The following is a 22,909-nucleotide window of genomic DNA, read 5'->3' as shown; positions in this document are numbered from 1 at the left end:
AAAAGATCAATCCCCTAAGAGGAATGATCTTTTTCTCTGTTCCTTGATGCCTGCAGCCTCGCGTTTCCAAGTTTCCGCCTGGCACTTTCCCATTAAGAGCTCTTCTGAATCGACTCCAGATGCTCGACCAGTCTGTTCCAGGTATCTGTGATACCCTCCAGCATGCCCATATCCATCACCTGCTGTAGTCCTTCAAGCGTCGCATATTCCGATCTGCTAATAATCTTTGTCCCGCTATCAGTCTCGATGAATGCCAACGTTACGTTGGTTTCGGGCATATTTTCTGCCACATTCCCCTCCGCATCTGAGAAATAATCCACATAAACAATCTTCTCAGGCACAACGATATCTTGGTACACACCCTTACCCCATGATTCCATGCCATAGAAATCGCCCTGGTTCTTGTCCTCGCACTTCATGCAATAATGCCAAACCCCGCCTACGCGGAAATCAACGTGACAAACCGGAAGCGTCCAGCCTCTCGGACCCCACCAATGCTTCAGATGCTCCGCTTGCGAGAACGCCTGGAACACTAGCTCACGAGGAGCATTAAATTCACGCTCCAGAATAAGCACCTTTCCTTCTACCCTGGATACCATTTGATTAGTCATTATAACTTCCTCCTCAATATGATTATTTGCTCAAAATAGTCCTGCCACAACGCTCAAAAACTCATCCATTATCCATGCTTAGTCTGACTGCTCTTTCCGTGCTTCCTTGCCCTGCAGCTTCTGCAAGTAGTCATCCAGGCGGTCGAACCGCTCCTCCCAGATGAAGCGATAGCTCTCCAGCCAATCGTCCAGCTCCCGAAAAGGATCCGGCCGCAGCCTGTAGATCCGGCGGTTCGCGTCCACCTGGGCTTCCACGATACCAGCCTCACTTAGAACACGCAAATGCTTGGATGCTTGCGGCTGGCGCAGCTGCAGCCTTTCAGCGATTTCCCCTACGGTGAGCGGACATTCGCGCAAAAGCTCAACAATCTGCATACGGTTAGGCTCCGCCAAGGCACTCATGACGTTAGGATTCATGGCCATCATCCGTTCTCTTGCTGTATTTGTACATGTTCTTCACTTGGTGCTTGAAGTTTGTATTTCCTTATGAAAATAATATACCACACAAGGAATATTCCTGTAAAGGAATATTTAAAATGAATTTCACCGTCTAGCGAGAAGACGACGAAACTGTGTTAATGGCGCTTGCTAGGCCTTCATCATTGCTAACTTCGGTTATTTTCCAATGAAAGTTCCGATCGGGGTAATCACATTAATTTGAGTTGCCATACTCATTCATTCCATCTTTCGAAGTTCTTAATATGTTGAAGCAGATCTTCATACCTGGGATAGCGCGGGGAACTGAAGCTGGCGGTCTGCGCCAGCTCGGAGAGCCATTTTCCCCGATCCCCTTCCGTTTTAACGGCTATCTTCTTCAGCTTATCTGCTCCGCCCCAGATTAAGTAAACGATAAGCTCTATCTCATAGTCCTGACAGCCTTGAACCTGATCGAGCAGCAGCCTAAGATGCTTCTCATCTTCCATATCGGCTTTGATCTTTAGCTTCATCGAATCTGTGCTATGCAGCATGCACTTCACCAGCGTAGGAATCGTCTCCGTGTTAACGCCATGTCTCTCAACCAAAGCAACCGTGAAGTCGTTCTGAACGGACTGGTGTTCTTCATCAACCTTCCCCATATATTCTTCAACTAACGGAAAATATGCCTGATCCGCCAACCCGAGACCGAAGACCGCATAGCTGCCTGGCATACAATTCTTTTCCCCTTCCGTATCCGCATACCATTCGAACGGTTCCATCGCAGCCCGGGCATACGCCTCCAGCAAGGGATGCAAATTCGGATATTCCAGGGCGTTGGCGAAGAAGCGATGTGTTCCCGACTTGGCCAAACCTTTGATCGGCAGCCATTGCTTGACGCCGGATTTCAGCTTGATTTGATAGCTTTTGTGGAAACCAAGGCTTAACAAGCGAGTTAGAAACCGAAGCGCACGCGCGTAGCTCTCCTCCGTTTCCTGCTTAATGGCTATGGTTGCTTTGGCAAACACATCATTGGCTGTGCATTCCACCAGTTCGTCATGAAAGCTTACGTCTTCCATGGCAAACGTTCCGCTACCTTCCTTCGTCATACGTTTTGCCCCGGCACTTCCCAACTCGATAGCAAAATTTAAAAAATCCAATCCCGTGATTCTACTGTAGGAGGGCTCGTATTTCAGAATCAACGTTGCGGCATAGATGACCAGTTCGATCGGACCTTGCTCGGTATTTTCCAGCCGGCCATCGCTTTTTTTCTTATATTCTTTTTGCCACTGTGTCCCTATTTCCCCTATTTCATCAAAATAACGGGGAATCCATTGTTTTTCCACCCAATTCCGTAAAGCTCTAGTCAAATAATTCCGATTTTCTGCAAGATGTTTGTTCCCTGTATTCACTCGTTGAATGTTCTCGAAAGTGGAAATGATCCGGGCGGCATCCAAATCTGGAAACAGCCTCTCGTCCAACAGATGCTTGGAGAGGAAAAATGTCTCTAACGGCTTGGTCGGATATTTTCCCGCTTCGAGCTTATCATCGATATATGAGCAGATGCGTTCCAGTAGATACTTCTTCTTCGTCTCGTCGACGTATTCGAGAATACAAACTTTGACCTCACCTTCACGTGCCAGGAAATTGCCGTTTAAAATAAATTGATAGTCGATCAACGCTGGCGGCATCGCGTCCAGTTTATGCCGTATATAAGAAGCAAGTTCAGGCACGATCCGCTCTCGCACTTGTTCCTCGGTCAGAGCTTCCTTGGAGTCGCTGTGTCTGGTCTTTTTTTCCGGCGTCTTCAAGTCGAGCTCCTTATCCGTCACTTTCACCCTGCCCTTGGCATATTCGAGCAGAGCATAATCATGAATTCCAACCTGCAGCGAAGTACGCTTTACGATTTTTTCCGCGTCCTTATTACTAATTTTGGCCGTCCATTTATCAATCTCTTGTTTCATCTTGTCCAGAATCGTTTCCAGAGTAAGATCCATGTCCATCTTATGCCCCTTTGTATTGAAGAATACAGCTAATTGTGAGTTATTTTCTATAATAACCCGTCCTAGCAGACAAAACAATTGGGCACGAGAAAGACGCCTTGCGAGGCGTCCTTTGATGTGCGTGTTCGTGAATTGGGTGCGTTGCAGAGGGAATGGCTGTGGGCTCCAGCCGCTATTAAAATTTGTTCCTTGAATGGAATCGATAAGGAGGTGGGAACAAATCTTTAAAGGCGGACGCTTAATATTAACGAATCGGTATGTATTCCCCACTGAAATGAAATTGATAGCTGTTGTCTATGCGGATATATCCGTGAATACAATGGCTTCTATCCCTGTATAACACACTGGAGTAGTTTTTATTGTCTTTATTACCTTCTGCAACCAGAATTTTGTTGTCATCACAAGCTATAACAATTCCGGTATGGTCGTGAGAATCATCCGATAGAAGCTTCTCATAAACGACAATATCACCACGTGCTGGCTCAAATCCATCTTGTTTATCGTGATAAAAAAATCCTGTTTCAGGCAACTGGGCCCAATCCAACCACGCGCCAACCCCAGCTAATCGATACGTGCAATTCGGATATCGAATTGGCAGTAGAATTCCAACCTGCATACAGCAGTGGTATACGAATGCAGCGCACCACTTCCCTTCCAGTACTTTATAGATATCTGAGTCCGGCCAATATTTGCAAATTTCCCTATAACGTTCATCTTCCGGGACGCCAATAATGTTTTGCCCTGCAAGCATTTCTGCAAAATCAGCCAGCATAAGACGTCTGTCTTCAGCGTTTCTCTTCAATGCTCCCGTATCTGAGTCACATTCCGCTTCTACATGCTCACCTGAAATTCCCAATTCAATAAACACATTTTGCAGTCTATGCATATCCGCCTTGGATAAGTTTTTACCTGTATTCTGAAAGTACATTTGCAATAAAATAGCATCTTTAATAATTTCTTCGTAGGTGCCATGGACTTGATGTCTATCTTCTTGATAAAAGATCGCACGTAGAATGAAAAACAGCTCTTCGTCGGTAAAGAGTTGAGTGCTACGTATTATAGGTCTTACTGCATCTGCACTGTTGGGACCAGGGAATTCTTTAATTCCAGTTTTATAGAAATAAAAACCATGGAGCAACCCCGCGATCGCAGCGATTTCCGAATCTTGCCCTCTTCTCATAGCAAGCATTGAAGCAAAATTTGAAACCCCAAAAAGATGAACATAAACTTCCTGTTTCACGGAGGTATTCTCTGTATTAAGAAGCATTTCATGAACAAGACCACGAACACTTTCAAGCCGCTTAAACTTGTTCTCACAAATCATTCGAATGATACCTCTTTGTCCAAAATTATCTCTTTAGGCCGAGCTTCCATTGGATGAGCATATGGAATCAATCTGAATTTCAACTCCTCGATACCATCGGGCAGACGCGGAATTACCATAAAGCTCAGCTGGGTATGTCCACCGCCACCATGAGCACCCTTTCCATGTACGCTATATTCTTGTTCTCCATTTACATCTAAAAGTAATTTCGGGCGAACGTGGCCGGTATTCTCATCCTCATTTAATTGGTTAATTTCAATAAACACAATGCTACCGTTCTCATGCTGCATGGAATGTGTTATTTCATATTCAAAACCATCGATAGCAGACTTTTTCATGATAGGCAGGACATTAATTAATTTGCCAGGTCCGTTGGGTAAAGTGATGGTACTACTCTCTGTAAGGCTGTGAATGAGCCCATTAATTTGGGGAATATCCAGATCGAATTCTACTGCCCATGCACTCACAATTTCATTTGGTGGAAAAAATCTTCTGCCGTTCGAGATACCTTTACGTTCCATAAGTAATTTTAGGATATTTTCATCAATAGCCTTAATCACATCATTGTATTCGTTAGGAACAGATTTCAATTCACTCCAAGCCATGAGGGCCTCCTTAATATTTTTTGGGTATGTCCCATAATAGCAGTCTACTAATCAAAATCCGTCGAGCGAACTAGCTAGAACTAATGCCATGATGAAAGGTACCAGTATTGCGATAGTACTAATTATAATTGCAACCATACATTTCTTTTTATCAGTCTTCATGTGCAGTGCACTTATTACGATACCAATGATCCCACAGACAATGCCAAGCAGCGATGAGATAAACATAACAAAAATTAATGCAGCGAAACTAAAAATAAGTGCTATATTCACATAACGTTTCAAAATAATTACTTCATCCCTTCTTTGAGTATTACCTTCTTACTCTACGCCAAACGAAGAAAATTATCATACCCACTAGCACAACTCCACTCAATGCAAACCACACATATGGATGTGCACGATCGAACTCGCCTTTAAGATTTACATGCTCTGTTGGTGCCTTACCTTTGCCTAAAATAGCTAAATCCTCTTGAGCTTGATCTATTACATTTGTCCGGTCACAAATTATAGTTACAAGAGCCTCTTTATCACTATACATCGTAGAGGGATGGGCATACACTAAATAGTCCTTACCTTCTTCAAAATTATATCCACAATCGCCACCGCCGCTGCCAGTTTGAATAATAAGTTGAGATTCAGATCCACCCTTCCATATTTGGCTTAATTCGAACAGTGCGGACTTAGATATCCTACCACCCAAGCTTCTATCCTCTTTCACCTCAATAACACGGCCAGCAAAAACCGCTTCCGAATGATTGAATTGTGCTTCGACAGTTTGAGGCATCGCACAAGAACATGCGTAAGCGGGCGCAGGACTGAAGATTGCCATAAAACTTACAACTAGACAAAACAGCAAAATTGAATGTATAGTTCTTTTCATTAGCCCCCTCCTTCTAACTCCGACATCACATCATAAACTCCACAATAATTAAACGTTCTGAAGTTTCCATATGTTTCAAGTATACGCCAAAAAGATTGTAGCGGCAGCCCTTCTGGTATGATGAGCATGTTCATGGCGTTAGTGCATTCCCTCTCTTTAGCTACAATCGCACGAATCACACAAACAGCAAGCTCAAACGGACAGCCAGCCAGGGTTTTTGTCTCGGTTGGAGGAGATATCCCAGCGGGAGCTGGGACTGCGGAATGGAGAGGTTTTGTTACTTTTACTAACTTTAACGATGATTTTCATCGTTAAAAGCACCACTTTCTCTCCACTATCTTACTTTAACGATGAAAAACATCATTAAAACCCTGTTATCCACCCTGAGGGGACCATCCGACCTCTTTTAACGATGAAAATCATCATTAAAGTGATGTTAGGCCTGGAAACACTTACTTTAACGATGAAAAACATCATTAAGTGAAGCACCCGCTCAAATGTACTACCAGTAGAGGTTGATTTCTTGAGGGAAAGGGATAGGAGCGATATGGAAAAAACTACGCTTCCTTCCTGATTCCCTTGGAGAACAAATGGTATTAACGAAACGAATGCTTCATTACTGCAAAGCTGCACTGAATGATAGGAGTTTATTCTACGCACTACTGACTGAGCTACCGGGCCTTATTATTGGGCATATGGCTCGGGACGGAATCGAACGCCGACACTAGGATTTTCAGTCCTATGCTCTACCGACTGAGCTACCGAGCCTTATTATTTGGGTATATGGCTCGGGACGGAATCGAACCGCCGACACTAGGATTTTCAGTCCTATGCTCTACCGACTGAGCTACCGAGCCTTATTATTTGGGTATATGGCTCGAGACGGAATCGAACCGCCGACACTAGGATTTTCAGTCCTATGCTCTACCGACTGAGCTACCGAGCCTTGAAATTAGAATTTGATGTTACCAAACAAAAATTAGATTATGTGGATAATACTATAAGAATAAAAATAGCTCCTCATCCAAAGGGACGAGAAGCCGTGGTACCACCCAAATTTAAAATTTTCTGTTGTCACACAGGAAATTTTTCTTTAATAATTTAACGGTTAAACCGGTTGCCCCTACTACTAGTGAACTAGGTTCAAGGAACTGCTCCGGAGTGAAATTCAACCAACCTATTCCTAAGAAACGCTCTCAATCTTCGACGTTTCATCCCTGTAAGGAAGTATTGATTTACTTGTCTCCATCTTTGCATCTACAGTATTTTGTTTTCAATATTGTATGTTAAAAAATGGAATTCGTCAACGATTTCATTATATTAGCGTTGTTCTATGCGCTTTTACTGCCCATGCTTGATGTTCCCTCATTCAGAATAGGCTCGTTTTGAGGAGATAGAAAATATCTTTGTGCCTTGCCAATAAAAGAAATGATTTTTACTCGATAACCTGTTTCCTCAAGTACTTCTCGCCTTTTGATTTGAAAGTACTACCCATCACTCACAACAATACGTGCATATGCTAAAGGCAACAAATCCTTCACTTCAACTTTAACTGGATTTCCTTTCTCATCGTTTAAGATCACCTTGATATCAGGGCAATATTTAAGGAGCATCTGACGGCAGTTCCCGCATGGCGGTAATAAGCAGTTATGTGCTTTATCGTGAGTGGCGACAATTGTCAAAATCTCGTTCACCTGCTGTAATAGCTGCTCCAATAGCAATATATTCCGCACAGGAGCCATGAATGCCATCACAGTTGATGCCAAGATATACCTTGCCATTCTTACAGCGGATTGCTCCACCAACAGTGTGGTTATAGACCCCGTCATCAAAGTTCTTTTCTAATACGTGAAGTGCCATTGTAATAAGCTCATGATCACTTTGCGTTAAGTTATATGTCCTCATGCTTTTCTCCCGTTTCCAACTTTCATATAATCTACGCTTAAGCAATTTTTCGTACAGCGAACCATAGTTCAACAAAGTTGAGTCCGTCTCTACCGCCGTAGATTTCCAATTCCATTCCATCGACCTGCTCATATCCCGCTGCTGGCAACCATTCGGAAAAAAATCGCCGGTATAACGTCTCGATGGTATCATCAAATGTATCCCAGGTGAATGGTTCTGACGGGAAAATCGCCCAAGTCTGCGCAGGGATCGTTGTGGTAGAATATCCATTTGTTTTGCTGGACTCGCTCTTAAATGCACACAGCATATACGGAAAAGTATCACTTTCAGTTTTTCTATAGCTGCAAACCGCATGTACTTTATATAAATCCTGACTTACAAAAGAAGGGAAGTCGCCAGCACTGGCAGCAAGTCTTTCAACTTCGCCATTGGCGTGGCATTGCTGCCACAATTGCGCTGGCGTATGAGGTGCTTCACCGCCTCCATTTGTATGAAACACTCCTTCGATGCCAAATACTTGAAAAGCCTCCTTAGTTTCGATACGATAATTCATGGCTTCTGCTCCTTTAATCGTAATAAGGAAGGAAAGCCGAGGATAGGCTTTGAGCGCGATCCCGTCTTTACGGGCCATTGCCGGAGTAACACCATGCAGCAATTGAAAAGCTCGCGCGAAAGAAACCGGGGATTCATAGCCGTATTTTAGGGCAATATCGATAACTTTCGAAGCATCGCTATTTTGCAATTCAAGTGCAGCCAGAGTAAGCCGTCTACGCCGAATATATTCCGCAAGCGTCACATTCGTAATGAATGAAAACATTCTTTGGAACTGATGCGACGAACAGCAAGCTTTACGGGCAACTTCAGTCAGTTCAATCTCTCCAGTTAAATTCATTTCAATGTAATCCATTGCCCGATTCATCCTCGCTAGCCAATCCATCTGATTCCCTCCTCTCAATCGAAGTATAAAGCAGTTGCAGCATCGCATCGCAACTATTTGTGCACAACTAAGTTGCGTCTACTCAAATCATTATAACGTTAATGGAACAAATTGTTCCTGGTATAATATGCTCATTTAGAACAGTCAAAATAGTTTTAGCGGAACTATATAAATCAGAATCAATGTTAATAAAGGCAACCTTTTCTTTGTTTTCGTATGCGAAAGTTGGCAGTACCACTCACCCCATAGTTGGATGGTGCATGCGGTCTGGTTCTCCGCGCTGTCTGTAACGGTAAGTTTACAATGAGCTATAAAGGAGCTGGTTAGTCTTTTTTATATTTCTCTTTGAGGATACTGGAACAAACTCCAGCACCGACCATTAGAAATAAAGATCCAAAATTCCATAAAAACTTCCCGCCGAGCAATGTAATGTCCTCATCGCTTCTTAATAATTCATCAATCGTTAAACCAAAGAGATCGCTTACGTTAATGATGGCTTCTCTCCAAAAATCATATTTCAGCAGCAACCTTTCACCAATATATACGTCATTAAGACCCTACGCGAAAAGTAAAGACAGCTGTGGTTGCAGGGCTCCGCAACCTCTGGTTGCCATCAATATCCCCCTTGAGTAATCTTTACGGGTCTTTCTGTATATGCTTAATAAATCAGATTCCGGGACGGTTGTTCAGTTTCTGTACATTTGTCCCGTTTATAATAAGAATCGATTTTGATTTTATAAACTGGAGGTAGATTATGAACGCTTCATTCAAAAAGTATGTTGCTGAATTCATCGGAACATTTGTACTTGTTCTATTCGGCTGCGGCAGTGCTGCTACGGCAGGTGGTGAGCTCGGGTATTTGGGAATCGCACTAGCATTCGGCTTGACCATTGTGGCGATGGCCTACGTCATCGGTCCAGTTTCGGGGTGTCATATCAACCCGGCGGTTTCATTTGCCATGCTCATCAGTCGGAAGCTGACAGTCACCCACTTTATAGGGTACGTTGTTTCGCAGATTGCAGGTGCAATCGCGGGCTCCGCCCTACTATATGCCATCATCGACTCCACAGGCAAGGCCGTGACGGGGCTGGGTCAGAATGGTTTCGGCGCTGGCTATGGGATCGGGATACCGGCGCTGATGGCGGTAATCGTCGAGGTCTTGTTAACCTTCGTTTTTATTTATACGATTCTTGGGGTGACCTCAGGCGAGAGCAATGGAAGCGTGGCCGGCTTGGTCATCGGGCTAACGCTCGCTTTCGTACATATTCTTGGCATTGGCTTAACGGGAACTTCCGTCAACCCCGCAAGAAGCTTGGGGCCGGCGGTTCTGCTTGGCGGGCAGGCCTTATCGCAAGTATGGGTGTTTCTTATCTCTCCGCTTGCCGGCGCGGCGCTGGCCGTTGCTGCATATCGGGGACTAAATAGGAATCAAGAAAAAAATACTTAAATTTCAAAAATAGGAAGGTTTCCTTGGAAGGCGCCCTTCCTACAAAGCAACATAGTTTTTCTGAACCATGAATGCGGGAGATTCGGGCTAACCCATAGTTGAAGGTAACGCGCTTGAGTTTGACCCGAAAGAACAAAAAATTTTTTTGAGTTAGCCCCTTCCGTCAAAACGGCGGAGGGGACATTCGCTTTCCGTAAGCAAATGTCCTCATCCAAGTACTTTCACATAACTAAGCGCCTTTAGGACACCCATGGCAAAGTAATGTGAGCTATGGTACCCATTAGTTGAACGAAGGTTGTCAAGAATTGGCTGACAGCTCCACTGTACTTACCCAATACTTGCGAAATCAATTGTCGGGAGCTTATACTTTAGTCGACTAATCCTTGTTTCTAATGGTTCTAAAACTTCCGTTTATGATACGGAAGACCCTCGCCTTCTTCGCAATATTGCTTAAGACTATATAGAAAAATAGCCCAGTTATAATTACATACGCGATAAAATGCGGTCACTTCCTCCCAATTCATCTGACGAAAAATGATAGAAGTCTTCCCGTTTTTTTCCTCGATATCAAAGGAAATAGTCGTACCTATCCATTCTGGATCTGAATCTACACACTGCCATAAAATCTTTTTATCGGTAACAAGCTCATCAACTCGCATCTTTGTTAAGCCTTTGCCACCGAATCGGAACTCATTTGTAAAACCTATCTGATCATTGACTATTAGTTCATTTGTCCATATTTCTGAAAGCCCTTTTACAGTGGTTAATGCTTCATATACCTTTGAAGCTGGAACGTTCACAGTCTGTAAGTGCTCGATATTTGCCATATTTGCTCATTCCCCTTCCAATGTAAGGATTTAATTTTGTAGTTAGTCCCTAATTTGTTACCGTGATCCATATATTCAGAATTTTCGAATCTCCCTTTAATGTACCATGGTGCAGTTGATGTGATTTCTTATCGATTGCTATGTTTCTGTTGAGAAATCTGACGCATTTCTAAACTATCCTGCCCGTTAGCTATTATGAGACGTATATTTCCAGATTTAATTAATACAACCCTTTTCAATAATATAGTTTTCATTGGAAGTTTTTAAAACTAAATCAAAATTCCGATGATAAGGATGCATAAATAAATTTCATATTGAATTCTACGCTCTTCATGGGATTTTCTTAAATAATTTATATCTGTTCCTCTTTCAGTAACATCACGTATACTCCTTCTCATCAGCTCGGTTTCCCCATCTGTATACAAGTAAACTTTTAAGTCATACAAATTGAGATCTGTAAAGGCAACGGACATGCCTTCAACAATATTTATTTTGTTTTGTGAAGGAATCAACATACTCTTTGTATAGTTCGTGCCTATTGTATAAAAATCTAAACCATCTCTCATCATATGAATATCTCTCTCTAAAGCGAATATATTATGAGCAGCAGAATGACAAGCTGTCATTCTCTCTTGATGGTGTTCATTCTTGTATTCATAGTTGATTAAAGTGTACTCTTCCTAAGATGAGAACCGATAATGTAGGGGTCCGTATTGATATAATTCACATCGTCATGTCGCAGAAGCTTTAAAAGATTATGGGCGAACGTTGTCTTTCCAGAGGCACCATGACCCGAAATCCCAATGATGAATCTTTTATCCTCACTTCTACTCAAATTGGCTATTTGATGTAAAATCCTGTCCATATCCCCCCCATTTGCCTTATTGTTTTATGTTCATTATCTTGCGTTTTATACAGCCTTTAATAATATCTATACTTTACAATAAGTCCCCTATTCTTGTTTAACTATACTGCCCGTTAGAGCAAGAAGGCCGCCATTCGTTTTGGCAGCCATCGGTATTTAACTATCGTTCCTCGTAATGTTTAATTATCAAACCGACAAAATCTAGCAGTGTTTGGGACCCCTTCGTATGGTCAACCATTGCTTAAATAGCCAAGCAGCTTGTCTCTTATGCCATCCCATTCTTTATCCAAGATGCTATATACGTTAGAGTCCCGAAAATGCCCATCGTGCATGATCATCTCTTGACGCAAGGTTCCTTCTAACTGTGCTCCAATCCTTTGAATTGCGCGATTGGATCTTTCATTTCTTGCATCTGTACGAAATTGTACTCGAACAAGGTCCAGCTCTTCAAAGCCATATTTCAGCAATAGATACTTGCACTCTGTGTTTACACTAGTTCTCCAAACTTTTGGATGTAACCAAGTGCCACCAATTTCAAGCTTCCGGTCTCGTTCTGAAATATTCATATAACTAGTACTCCCAACAATCTCATTCACATCTTTATCAAAGACCACGAACGGATACCCCAATCCCTGATCTCTTAATTCTATTTTCTTATTCATTTCCAAATGCTCAGGTTTACTAACTTCGGACGGGCTGTACTTCCAAATTTCACTTTGGTTGCTGGCCTCAAATAATCCGTCAAGATGTTCGAGTGACATAGGAATTAGTCTTACTCTTTTCCCTTCAAGTTGAATTTCACCTTTTATCAATATCAACCACGCCCCTTCTTCCAAAGCAGTCATCATCACACTAAAAATTATACCAGATTATTGAGGACCTAGAATTCAATTTTTCTGCCCGTAAGCTTAACCACGTTATCTAGTAGTTGGCTGAATACTGGGTTGGGCATTGCCTAAGTTTTTACTCTCGTAAGTTCTCCTCTCATAAATTTCTGCCAGACTGGAACGTTGATCTCTTCCATTTAAAACTTCTGTTTCACCAGGAGTTGCATAGTTACCAAAGTCTATTTTCCATATGCCTTCTTTCATGATTAACCTGTTGGTGACCATTCCTTCACCTTGCCCTTTAACGTTAATGGTAATTACTGCACTTGCATGCGTAGCATCGTCATTGAAAAACTTGATGATCTTGTAAGAAATGAGTGTATCTTGATTTAAACCATTTTCAAATTCGCTTCTTAAATCTTTCTCGCTAATTCCTGTCGCAGTCACATAAGTAAAAGCTTTATCAAAATTCCCTTCTATTGCACTATCTAGGAATGCTTCCAAAGTGCGTTGAGCTTCGGAAGTAATTGCTGATGTTTTGCCATTCGTAAGTAGTAAACTCCCTAATATAACTAGTACAAATATTCCAAGCATCGACCAGCGATAGGAATTTTGTTTAAACAAATTTATCATTGTTATTCTCCTTTTGAGTTGTGCCTTGTTACCGGATAGGCTTGCCGTTCCTGGAAGTTGCCTTTGTTCGGATATGTTCATCAACAGTGTTATAATAGTTTGTCCATACTCCTTGGACTCATAGGATTGAATTTGAGTAAGGGCGCGGGCATCACATGCGATTTCTTGGTCCTCGCGCATACGGCGATATGCGTACCAAAGTATCGGATTAAACCAATGAAGAATAAGTAAAACCTGCATCAACCCATTGATTGTAATATCTTTTCTTTTATAATGGGCTAACTCATGAAGAAAAATATAACGCAGCTGTTCAGATCTGAGTGTCTTTATTGTTGCTTCTGACATGATTAAAACCGGATGAAAAAAACCGAAAAGAGTTGGACTCGCTACTTGATTCGAACACATCAACGGAATAGACCTCTGGATGGACATCTCTTGTTTACATGTTTCAAACATTTGCAGAATATTGGGATCACTGATACAACTTTGCTTTTGCAGTCTGTTGGCAAATTTCCTATGGATAACAAAAGTGTAAACACCTAAAAATATAACGACAAGCACCCAAATCCATAAAATAATTTTCAAAATTATTGGAATATTGCTATCATATATAAAAATTTGGCCTGTGGTCTCTTCTGAAAATATGCTAGCGGATGTTATTCGATGATCTAAGTCGTAATTCGTTGTATTCATTTGCGGAGTCTTTGCCCCGGTAAAAAGATTAAATATACTAAAGGAGCTTTCTGGAACCCACGGAATTAGAAGTCTCAAGGTCAAAAGCAGCCATAATATATAGTGCCACCTAGGCTTCAATCGATTTCCCAGCACAAATTTAACTAAAAGAATAAGAACAACCAAGAGGCTGGCCATAGCAGATGTAGTTAAAACCCATTTAAAAAAATCTAAAGTGAGCATTGTAAAATGATCCACAATCACCCTGTCCTTCCCTCGATTATATCGATTTACTTTGTCTTTTCCTCAAGTATATTTTTTAATTCTTCGATATCCTTTTGAGATAATTTCTCCTCCTGTAAAAAATGAACGAACATCGGCTGGAGTGCTCCGCCATAAATACGTTTTAGAAATGATTGGCTTTCAGCCTTTGAGCATTCCTCCTGGGTCACTATAGGATAATAATGATAAGTTCTTCCTTCCTCTTTGAAACCGACTGCTTTTTTTTGTACTAATCGGCTTATCAAGGTCTTGATTGTTTTCGCTTTCCAATTGGATTTCCCCTCCAACATCACCACAACTTCGCTTGAAGACATGGGAGATTTAGCCCAAAGCACTTTCATTACTTCCCATTCAGCATCAGATATTTGAGGAATATTCTTCATGATTAACACATCCTCGCTTACAATTGTAGTCAATGTGTTTATATTACATCTGTAATCCTTGACTGTCAATTTTCACAACACTTTCTATTTAACATAACTGTACTGACCGTAATTAGCTTCAATCCCCGTTTCTCCACTCTTTTTGAGCTATATAAATCCGATTCCATGCAAATAATTTAGTGTCCAATCTTCCAACTCTTCGGGTGTTTTATGATCAACATCAATGAATGTGGTATTAAATTGGTTGTACCATTCTTTTTCGTATGGATACATTTGTATAAACTTTTCAAAAGAACCTCTTTTTCTGGAATGATCATTTTGTTTTCTATTGAGAAGAGTATTCTCGCTTGCATCTAAATACACAATAAAGTCGGACCGGCAATCCCCAAGTTCCTGAAGCTCCTTTTTTAATTGCCCTTTAACATCCCAATTCTGACCTATCGATAACGGAAAATACAGCGTGAAAAACTCAATGTCTTCTGGACCCCGATCAAAGATAACTTTGCCCTCGGGAAGACTTTGGAAACGCTCGATTTCTGTTTCAATAAACATCCTTTGATTTATGATAAAATCTTTCTCTTTGTTCATATCTAGATTTAGTTTCTTTCTCTTTTCAATCATGGGTATAGGATTCTCGAACGAAAAAGTTACTGCTTTAAGTTTATTTTCTAATCTTTTAGCTAATGTTGTTTTTCCTGATGCCATAAAACCTTGTAAGGATAATATTGTTTTCAGTTTGTATCACTCTCCCCAAATATTTTGAATCTGGTTGTCTTGTCAGTTATTTATATATAATCCACAATACCATAATTTAGGGGCTTAATCTTTACTTTTTCATGATTCTGATATAACTCTCCTGCCCTTTACTCAGCGGCATCTTGATCACTAAGGTCATTAGTCGGCTCCTTCTTTGGCATATGCCGCTGCAATTGCACGCCCAAATCCGCTATCACCTCCAGTAATGATCGCAATCTTCCCTTTCAGCTTGCAGCTACCGACATACCCAGGATAATCAAAAATGGGTCGTGGTATCATGAGACACTCCAGACCAGGAACTTGATCCTGATGCTGTGGTCGAAATGCCTTTACGCGCTTCCCGAAGCATCAGCAATCCGATTAACAAAGACACCACGCCAATAATGATTAGCAGTGCCCCCATCTCCCGACCATAGGCTGTCAGCGCTCCATTCCTAAACGCCATTCCGCGTACTAAACGGTTAAGCCAGTTCAGCGGCAACGCCCATGCAGTGACTTGAAAAAATGTTGGAAACGCAAGCGGTGTCAACTGAATTCCCGTAGCAAGAAACGATGGGTACACTACTAAACTTGTTCGTAAGCCCACTTTGGAAACATCTTTGGCAGAATAACCAATCAAAATCCCCATTAGTGATAAGGCAAAAGAATAAACCAGCAAAGGAATAATAAAAAGATAAGGCTCCGCTTCAAATCGCATGTTTCCCACATGCTTTAATAATCCATAACATAGGAGTAACGAGAATGTACTCAGAACAGCGTAAGGTACGCTGCGAATCCAAAGCTGTGCAGGCGATTTACCGTAAGCAAACAGCTTCCCTTCTGCCCGGAGACGAGGTGCAATAGATCCCGCTGCGCTAGTTGTCATCATGACTACGATGATATTGACAAATCCCAGCACCATAAAGCCGACATAGCTTGTCGTCGGATTAAACAGCATGCGCTGTTGGAGGGATAACGGAGATAAAAGTCCTTTCGTTGTATCGGTATCCATCCCAGTTTGAGCGAGACGGGTCATGGAAATAATCGTATTTTCCGTTGTGATGATCTCCTGGATGGCGGTTCGGATACCCGTGAGCCCTGAGGGCATCGTGTTATCCATTAAAATCCCGATATTCGAAGACATCCCCTGCAGCTTGCGCAGCTCCAGTTGATCCGGAAGCATGATAACTGCTACAGCCTGCTCGTTTGCCAGCAATGTTTGGGGATCCATGCGGCTTGGGAGTACATTCGTGACTTTCAAATATTGGGACGCATTCAATTTGGAAATCAACTGCCGCGAATAAGAACTGTGGTCCTCGTCAATAACAACAACAGGCGATTTGCTGATTTGGTTATTCGAAAACATCAAACCAAAGAACAAAGCCGCAATTAGCGGACCAATAAAGATAGCAATAAGAAACTTACTGCCCGCAACATACTTACACTCCTCAATCAGCGATTTCATCAAGATTCACCTCTGCAGTCATACCCGGAAGGAGATCATCATTTGATTCTATGGATATTCTGACCAGAAACATGCTTAAATCGGCTTGCCCTCTCTCGCGCGTCATGCGCAAGCTGGCAAATTGAGGGGCGGCCGCAATCGAAGCGACAACACCCTCGACCTGGACAGGGCGATTCAGATACGGAAAATGAACCTTAACACTTTTATTGACCTTTAGCTTTTGTATGGCAGCTTCTTGTACATAGAGGTCTGCATAATAGGCAGTCTTTTGCACAACCGCAATCGGCATCCCTTGCGCGAGCTTGTCCCCCGATTTTACAACTATTTTGCTGATCTGTCCGTCATCCGGCGCAAGCACATCCGCTTGGCCTCCTTCAGCTGATTCAACTTTAAATAGCTTCTCTCCTTTTTTGACGGAATCGCCTACAGCAATGTTGACCTTGACGATTGTTCCATGACTTTTGTCATACACAATCGTCTTTTGCTCCGCTTCAATCATCCCTTGTTTTCTACTCTCAGCCTGGCTGACTGCATCCTTCCCTTTAGCAGCAAGAAGCGAACCTCCTGCGATAAGCACCACCGCAATTCCAATATACAGACCCATTTTAAGTTTCATTGTTCTGTCTCTCCCTCTCCCTGAATGCTTCTAACATACTGCTCTTAGTTTCTATTCATCATGATTTTTCTAACGGCGTTCTCGGCAGCCTCCATGATCACTTCCCCTAATGTAGGATGGGGATGGATGGTCATAGCCAAATCCTCTACGGTCGCTCCCATCTCGATAGCTAAAGCAAGCTCCGATATGAGGGTTGACGCCTCTACGCCAACAATTTGCGCACCCATTACAATTCCTGACGCCTGATCCGCTATAATTTTGACAAACCCTTCTGATGCTTTCAGCGCCAATGCTCTGCCGTTAATGGTGAATGAAGATTTGCCAATGATAACTGAAATGCCTTTTTCCTTTGCTTCTGTTTCACTTAGACCTATACTAGCCAACTCCGGTTCAGAAAAAACGACAAGCGGGATGGCTTTGTAATCAACGATAGAAGGTTTACCTGCAATGGCTTCTGCTGCAACCTTAGCTTCATAGGAAGCTTTATGGGCAAGCGCCGGACCCTTCGTAATATCTCCAATTGCAAAAATATGTGGAATAGCTGTTCTGCACTGTTCATCTGTTTCGATCAATCCCCTGCTTGTTACCTGCAAGCCGGTGCGCTCCAGCCCTAAACTCCCGTCTGTATTCGGCGTTCTTCCAACGATCACTAGTGCATACTCCGCTGTAGTAAGAAACTGCTCCTGATTTTTCAAATAATGAAGCGTTAGCATATCCGCATCCTGTTCCGCTTTTATAGCTGTCGCTCCCGTTATGATGGTGATGCCGTCGGCGTTCAACTGCCGGATAACAGGGGCCGCAAGATCGACCTCGAATCCTGACAACACTTGTTCTCCTCCCTCTAGAATCGTCACCTTTGTGCCAAATTTCGCATACATCTGACCTAGCTCCACACCGATATATCCACCACCGATAATAACCAGGCTGGTTGGAATTTGAAAAAGCGACAGAGCTTCCGTGGAAGACAAGATACGTCCGCTGAATGGCAATGCCTGCAGCTCAATCGGACGAGAACCCATTGCCAGTATAACGGTTTTAAAAGAAATCATTTGTTCTGTTCCTGGTTGTTTAATAGCAGCTTTATGCTCATCAACCAAGCTTGCCTCTCCTTTCAGAACCGTTACTCCAGCAGTCTTTAATAGATAATCGACTCCTCCGGCCTGCTTGTTCACGACCGCTTGTTTGAAAGCCTGAGCATTCTCAAAGGGAGCTGAATCAACCGCCTTATTCCACTTTCTGTGCAAATTGTAGCGTTGAGCTTCTGCAATCAATGCTTTGGAAGGAATACAGCCTACATGAGTACAAACCCCGCCAATCTGGCCACGTTCTACAACTGCCGTCTTCATTCCAAGCTGTGCGGATCGCAGCGCCGCTGTATAACCTCCCGGACCTGATCCAATAACCAATGTGTCTACCGCTTCAAGCTGACTCATCCCCTGACACTTCCTAACCTAATAATTTTAAAATATGATGAACGTAATATATTATAACCATCATATTTTAGAACAGTCAATAGCTCTCATTTTTCTTTTTTTTGAAACTTACGATTGCAACAGGAGAATTGACTCGCTTTATTATGATGGTTATAATATTTCAAAGTAGATCTATGAGTGATGGAGTGATTGTGATGCCTTATCCTGAAGGCCATAAGTTAAAAGTTCGAGGCAAGATCATCGAAAGTGCTGCCCAAGCTTTTCGTAAGAATGGGATTCGCGACATCAGCGTCCCGTTCATTATGAAAGGAGCCGGTTTGACTCATGGAGGGTTCTATGCCCACTTTGATAACAAAGAACAACTGGTAGCCGAAGCCTGCCGATATGCCATCAGCGATACGATTGCCCTTCTACAGGAAGCCGCTGACCAGGAAAAGCAAGGCACCAAAATCAATGCTGTCATTGATTACTACCTAAGTCAGTATCATCGTGACAAAACGGAGATGGGCTGCATTCTCCCCACCCTTACCGGTGAAATAGCCCGATCGTCAGCAGAGGTTCGTCAGGTCTTCACCGATGAGTTGGAGCGTATGATTGATTTTATCTCCGATCTGGCGGAAGTCGATAAGTCCACAGGCAGTGCTCTGCTTAGTAACATGGTCGGGACGCTTATGCTGGCACGATCTGTTAATAATTCCAAGCTGAGTGACAGCCTCCTCACGGCAGGCAAGAAGCATGCCAAAGATTTAATTAAGACCTAGCCCTACCAGAAGGCTTCGGACAACCACATGTATTAAATCTCTGATTTTGTGAAAATGAAAAAGGAGCTGTCGCGGCAGCCCCTTCATCGATTATATAGAGTCCTCATTAAACTAGCGTACCCAGGCAGCTTAATCCTCAAGAGCTCTAGCTTGAAACTCAACAACCCAAATTATGATTCATAGTTCACTGGCAGATTTGGCGCCATGGCTACGCAACCATTGAATCAGTTCTGTAGCGGGACTACGTTGCGCTGCATCCAGTGGGGTCAATCCATCCCAAACCGAAATCCAGTTCAGTTCAGGACCTCGGTCGAGAAGGTACTCTGCAGATCTCCGCTGTCCACCGTGGCAAGCGCACCAGAAAGCTACGGTAATCTTGTCCGGAGGTGAAAGCTTGCTCCCCATCGCCAGTGTGGATCGCTTTCACAACGGTTACTGCCAACGTATCATCTTCAAGCAACATACCGACAACAAATTTTCCCATGAAAAAGAGGAGCTTCTATGTAACAAGCCCCTCCACTAAAGTGTCCCGTTAACTGAAGTGAACTATCCTCCAATAAATTGCATTAATAACTGGTTGAACTTGTCACGTTCTTCCCAGAAGGGACCATGACCGCTGTAATGAAATGGAACAAGCCGTGAATTTTTTATTAGTTTATTTGTCTCCTGAGCATTGGTAAACGGAACGATTTTATCATGGATGCCGTGAATAATTAGCGTAGGTATTAATATTTTACCAAGATCATGGTACACGTTCTCATCTCTTAATGCAGTCATGACTGCCGCGGTTGAATAGCCAGCTGCTTGTAATCCTAGCTGAAAGAACCAGTCCGAGAATGGTCCAGTAATATACTGGAAGAAAAAAAGGTCGGTTACTCCCTGCAACATTTTAGGGCGATCATTGTATGTTTCTGTAATGAACTTATTTGCAAATTCTTCTGGAACACTAGTTGGAGATGCAGCGTCTATAAGAACAAGTTTGGAGACTCCATAACCTTGGTATCGAGCCATATATCGAATCGAGATCGCTCCTCCTGTGGAGTGTCCTGCTAGTGTGAAGTCTTTTAACTGTAACGCCCTTATTACTGCACTAATATCATCTGCCAATCTGTCAAAATTGTAGCCTCTGAAAGGTTTATCCGAATTACCATAACCCCTCCAGTCAATGCCTATACACCGATATCCCATCGTTGGAAGAACATTAAACTGATATTCAAACTGCTTATGACTTAAAGGCCATCCATGTATAAATAATATAGTTTTATTTCCCTCCGGGTTAACATCCTCTACATATATGTTTACACCTGGTTCTACAGTAACAAAGTATCCCACGCCAATTCCTCCGTCAACTAAAATCGTCTCTACAATAAGATACTCACCCAGGTAAACATAGGTGAATGTCTATTCTTTGTTTATAGGCGATGAATCATCAACTGTTCCTGGAAATTAGCTAATTGACATAACCCTCCCCTACACGAATTTGAACTTCATATGTTTTTATTTCCTTTCGTGCTTAATTATTACGTTGCATTAGAGTCAATTCCAGTAATCAACCTTATATATTGACTCTTCTTTTCGTCTCGAATAACAACACCTAATACAGCCAGGTCTTCGCGCAAATATTTAGCTTCTTTCTTTTTATCTTCTTTTAAAGCACGCTCTCGGACATTCAGCATGGCATGGATATGTGATGAGATATTCGGGGCGTCTAAAACCCACCTTTGGTATTGAGCAACAAAAGGATCCTCATCCTTCCAAGGGTATCTATGCTGATGAAAAGCCTCCTGAACAGACTCCAACTTCATGTCAAGGACGGCTCGGCACAATTCATGACTTCTTTGTCCAAGTACTACAAGGTTCTTATTCTCAAAGTAAACCGCAGAAATTTGTCTTTTCTCAATGATTTTTTCTGAATCTCCTACTACTAACTTCAATTGATTATCTGATACCGTCACTTTAAGGCTATCACTAAACACCATGAATGCACAAAACAGACCCACGAAAGCACCAATAATTGAAGCAACGATCGAAACCCAAAAATGATTAAGTGAAGCGATAAATATTAATAATTTTTCCATGGGAACGACTGGAAGTTTGAGTGCCCCCTCTGCAATAACTGGAATAAACCAGCCAATGACTGCTCCAAGTATCATGGGAACCACAACGATAAATGTTTTTTCTAACTTATTCAAACCTAGAATCGTTTCCTTATTTTCTCCCATCGAAACCACACCTTTTCTCGTTTGATCGATCACTCAAAAAATTGATCATTTAATCAAATTATATCTTTTTTTTCATTCCTGTCAATTCTAAATCATTAGTCACCGCTTACCTGGTCAGCCGTTGACCTCTAAATTTTCAATAGTCGATTGCGCTGGCATACGCACAACAGGGCTATCTTCAGTCAGTATGACAGAATGATAGCCCTTCTATGATTCTGGATTTCCAGATGCCATTTCAACATGAATAAAACTTCCGTCCCCCCTAGTTCAACCCTGAATCGTTCGTTGTTCGGCTAGCTTTAACATGTTTAAGCTGGGCAACGATGATGACGCTAATGATTACCAGAAGGAACCACGAGCTGATCTTGCTGAAACTAACCAGCTTCCAGGTTTCGTGCTGGTCAGGGTATTTCCAAGCATCAAAAAACGTGGCTATATTTTCAGCTGACCAGATGAAAAATCCTACAATGATAAAAGCAAGCGTTAAAGGCATACGATAAGTTATAGTCCGTACCCGATATATGATCCATGTTTTCCAGAAGACAATAAATACAAGTGCCGTCAGCCACCAACGAAAATCGGGAATAAAATGATGGGTGAAAAAGTTGAAATAGATGGCTCCTCCTAGCAGAACCGAAGACGTAAGCCCAGGCCAGCCTGTCATGTCCATCCGCAGTCTCCGCCATATCTGACACATAAAGCTTGCTACACTTGCATACATAAATCCGCTATAGAGTGGGACACCAAATATCTTAGTATACCCAGACTCAGGGTATGACCATGATCCCATCCACACCTTATATATCTCCAGCATCAAACCAATAAGATGAAATATACAAATTACTTTGATTTCATCACGCGTCTCTAATCCGCTGCGGTACATGAGGTATTGCACTCCAAGCAATATAAGTAGAATAGCATCATAACGATGAAGGAACGGTATCTCTATTGCACTAGAGAGAGCTAATGTTCCAAAGATAGCAACAGGAAATATGCAGCTCATCGCCTGATGATAGCCAAAATGCAGTAGTTGTACTAAAGGTTTCAATGATGTTTATC

22 protein-coding genes, 3 tRNA genes, 2 pseudogenes and 1 other annotated feature are annotated in these 22,909 nt (G+C 42.4%); of the genes and pseudogenes, 2 read left to right on the top strand and 25 right to left on the bottom strand.

From position 1 onward, the window contains the following. Positions 1–92: 92 nt before the first annotated feature. The 12 genes from J2Z66_RS28995 to J2Z66_RS28940 all read right to left on the bottom strand — a co-directional run bounded on the left by J2Z66_RS28995 (position 93) and on the right by J2Z66_RS28940 (position 9,209). Positions 93–614, bottom strand: a complete 522-nt coding sequence (locus J2Z66_RS28995; RefSeq protein ID WP_209976330.1) for an SRPBCC domain-containing protein — start codon at positions 612–614, stop codon at positions 93–95. Between the two features lie 75 nt (positions 615–689). After that, entirely contained in the window at positions 690–1,037 is a 348-nt protein-coding gene (locus J2Z66_RS28990) for an ArsR/SmtB family transcription factor (protein WP_209976229.1), read from the bottom strand. Positions 1,038–1,282: 245 nt separating this feature from the next. Then, a complete protein-coding gene (locus tag J2Z66_RS28985; RefSeq protein ID WP_312894820.1) occupies positions 1,283–3,028 on the bottom strand; it encodes a DUF6138 family protein in 1,746 nt (581 codons plus the stop codon). Between the two features lie 244 nt (positions 3,029–3,272). After that, positions 3,273–4,352 carry a CHAP domain-containing protein gene (locus tag J2Z66_RS28980; RefSeq protein WP_209976228.1) on the bottom strand — a complete coding sequence of 360 codons (1,080 nt, stop codon included), beginning with the start codon at positions 4,350–4,352 and terminating at the stop codon, positions 3,273–3,275. Beyond that, positions 4,349–4,957 carry a hypothetical protein gene (locus J2Z66_RS28975; protein ID WP_209976226.1) on the bottom strand — a complete coding sequence of 203 codons (609 nt, stop codon included), beginning with the start codon at positions 4,955–4,957 and terminating at the stop codon, positions 4,349–4,351. The genes J2Z66_RS28980 and J2Z66_RS28975 overlap by 4 nt, the downstream gene beginning before the upstream one ends. A 313-nt stretch (positions 4,958–5,270) precedes the next feature. Continuing rightward, the gene (locus tag J2Z66_RS28970; protein WP_209976225.1) at positions 5,271–5,840 is read right to left on the bottom strand and encodes a hypothetical protein; all 570 of its coding nucleotides are present in this window, start codon (positions 5,838–5,840) and stop codon (positions 5,271–5,273) included. Between the two features lie 696 nt (positions 5,841–6,536). Beyond that, positions 6,537–6,608: transfer RNA gene (locus tag J2Z66_RS28965), tRNA-Phe, on the bottom strand. Between the two features lie 16 nt (positions 6,609–6,624). Next, a tRNA-Phe gene (locus J2Z66_RS28960) sits at positions 6,625–6,697 on the bottom strand. Positions 6,698–6,713: 16 nt separating this feature from the next. After that, positions 6,714–6,786 (bottom strand) — tRNA-Phe (locus J2Z66_RS28955). A gap of 79 nt (positions 6,787–6,865) precedes the next feature. Further along, positions 6,866–7,101: a binding site (T-box leader), on the bottom strand. Between the two features lie 395 nt (positions 7,102–7,496). After that, on the bottom strand, positions 7,497–7,745 hold the full coding sequence (locus J2Z66_RS28950) for a cytidine/deoxycytidylate deaminase family protein (RefSeq protein WP_209976223.1): 249 nt from the start codon (positions 7,743–7,745) through the stop codon (positions 7,497–7,499). A gap of 37 nt (positions 7,746–7,782) precedes the next feature. Further along, positions 7,783–8,682, bottom strand: a complete 900-nt coding sequence (locus tag J2Z66_RS28945; protein WP_209976222.1) for an AraC family transcriptional regulator — start codon at positions 8,680–8,682, stop codon at positions 7,783–7,785. Between the two features lie 323 nt (positions 8,683–9,005). Then, positions 9,006–9,209: a hypothetical protein gene (locus tag J2Z66_RS28940; protein ID WP_376774496.1), complete on the bottom strand. Its 204-nt coding sequence runs from the start codon at positions 9,207–9,209 to the stop codon at positions 9,006–9,008. 227 nt (positions 9,210–9,436) lie between these two features. Here J2Z66_RS28940 and J2Z66_RS28935 point away from each other — a divergent pair, with 227 nt between their 5' ends. Next, positions 9,437–10,129 (top strand): MIP/aquaporin family protein, encoded by a 693-nt coding sequence (locus J2Z66_RS28935; protein WP_209976221.1) that lies wholly within the window; start codon positions 9,437–9,439, stop codon positions 10,127–10,129. 398 nt (positions 10,130–10,527) lie between these two features. On the opposite strand, the gene J2Z66_RS28930 is transcribed toward J2Z66_RS28935, so the two are convergent. From J2Z66_RS28930 to lpdA, 10 genes and pseudogenes are all read right to left on the bottom strand, one after another. Next, entirely contained in the window at positions 10,528–10,956 is a 429-nt protein-coding gene (locus J2Z66_RS28930) for an SRPBCC family protein (RefSeq protein WP_209976219.1), read from the bottom strand. Between the two features lie 216 nt (positions 10,957–11,172). After that, positions 11,173–11,821: pseudogene (locus J2Z66_RS28925) on the bottom strand (uridine kinase family protein). 230 nt (positions 11,822–12,051) lie between these two features. After that, complete coding sequence (locus J2Z66_RS28920) at positions 12,052–12,633, bottom strand: GNAT family N-acetyltransferase (RefSeq protein WP_245375919.1); 582 nt, start codon at positions 12,631–12,633, stop codon at positions 12,052–12,054. A gap of 105 nt (positions 12,634–12,738) precedes the next feature. Continuing rightward, complete coding sequence (locus J2Z66_RS28915) at positions 12,739–14,217, bottom strand: M56 family metallopeptidase (protein WP_209976217.1); 1,479 nt, start codon at positions 14,215–14,217, stop codon at positions 12,739–12,741. Between the two features lie 26 nt (positions 14,218–14,243). Continuing rightward, positions 14,244–14,618: a BlaI/MecI/CopY family transcriptional regulator gene (locus tag J2Z66_RS28910; RefSeq protein WP_209976216.1), complete on the bottom strand. Its 375-nt coding sequence runs from the start codon at positions 14,616–14,618 to the stop codon at positions 14,244–14,246. Positions 14,619–14,765: 147 nt separating this feature from the next. Next, positions 14,766–15,323: an AAA family ATPase gene (locus tag J2Z66_RS28905; protein WP_245375918.1), complete on the bottom strand. Its 558-nt coding sequence runs from the start codon at positions 15,321–15,323 to the stop codon at positions 14,766–14,768. Positions 15,324–15,515: 192 nt separating this feature from the next. Further along, positions 15,516–15,701 (bottom strand): annotated as a pseudogene (locus tag J2Z66_RS43565) (NAD(P)-dependent oxidoreductase); the annotation flags it as partial. Continuing rightward, positions 15,631–16,818, bottom strand: coding sequence for an ABC transporter permease (locus tag J2Z66_RS28895; protein ID WP_209976215.1), 1,188 nt, complete (start codon positions 16,816–16,818; stop codon positions 15,631–15,633). The pseudogene J2Z66_RS43565 and the gene J2Z66_RS28895, both read right to left, overlap by 71 nt. After that, the gene (locus tag J2Z66_RS28890; protein WP_209976214.1) at positions 16,802–17,434 is read right to left on the bottom strand and encodes a biotin/lipoyl-containing protein; all 633 of its coding nucleotides are present in this window, start codon (positions 17,432–17,434) and stop codon (positions 16,802–16,804) included. The genes J2Z66_RS28895 and J2Z66_RS28890 overlap by 17 nt, the downstream gene beginning before the upstream one ends. A gap of 44 nt (positions 17,435–17,478) precedes the next feature. Continuing rightward, on the bottom strand, positions 17,479–18,867 hold the full coding sequence (lpdA, locus tag J2Z66_RS28885) for a dihydrolipoyl dehydrogenase (RefSeq protein WP_209976213.1): 1,389 nt from the start codon (positions 18,865–18,867) through the stop codon (positions 17,479–17,481). A gap of 194 nt (positions 18,868–19,061) precedes the next feature. Here lpdA and J2Z66_RS28880 point away from each other — a divergent pair, with 194 nt between their 5' ends. After that, complete coding sequence (locus J2Z66_RS28880; RefSeq protein WP_209976327.1) at positions 19,062–19,628, top strand: TetR/AcrR family transcriptional regulator; 567 nt, start codon at positions 19,062–19,064, stop codon at positions 19,626–19,628. Positions 19,629–20,174: 546 nt separating this feature from the next. Here the strand turns inward: J2Z66_RS28880 and J2Z66_RS28875 are convergent. From J2Z66_RS28875 to J2Z66_RS28865, 3 genes are all read right to left on the bottom strand, one after another. Beyond that, positions 20,175–20,960: an alpha/beta fold hydrolase gene (locus J2Z66_RS28875; protein ID WP_209976212.1), complete on the bottom strand. Its 786-nt coding sequence runs from the start codon at positions 20,958–20,960 to the stop codon at positions 20,175–20,177. A 188-nt stretch (positions 20,961–21,148) separates the two neighbouring features. Next, on the bottom strand, positions 21,149–21,850 hold the full coding sequence (locus tag J2Z66_RS28870; RefSeq protein WP_209976211.1) for a YqeB family protein: 702 nt from the start codon (positions 21,848–21,850) through the stop codon (positions 21,149–21,151). A gap of 262 nt (positions 21,851–22,112) precedes the next feature. Then, positions 22,113–22,898, bottom strand: a complete 786-nt coding sequence (locus J2Z66_RS28865) for a DUF817 domain-containing protein (protein ID WP_209976210.1) — start codon at positions 22,896–22,898, stop codon at positions 22,113–22,115. Between the last annotated feature and the right edge of the window lie 11 nt (positions 22,899–22,909).

The sequence above is a fragment of the Paenibacillus eucommiae genome (genome assembly GCF_017874215.1).
Taxonomy (GTDB): Bacteria; Bacillota; Bacilli; order Paenibacillales; family NBRC-103111; genus Paenibacillus_AI; species Paenibacillus_AI eucommiae.
Note: the sequence above shows the minus strand (reverse complement) of the source record. Positions and strands in the feature narration are given on the sequence as shown.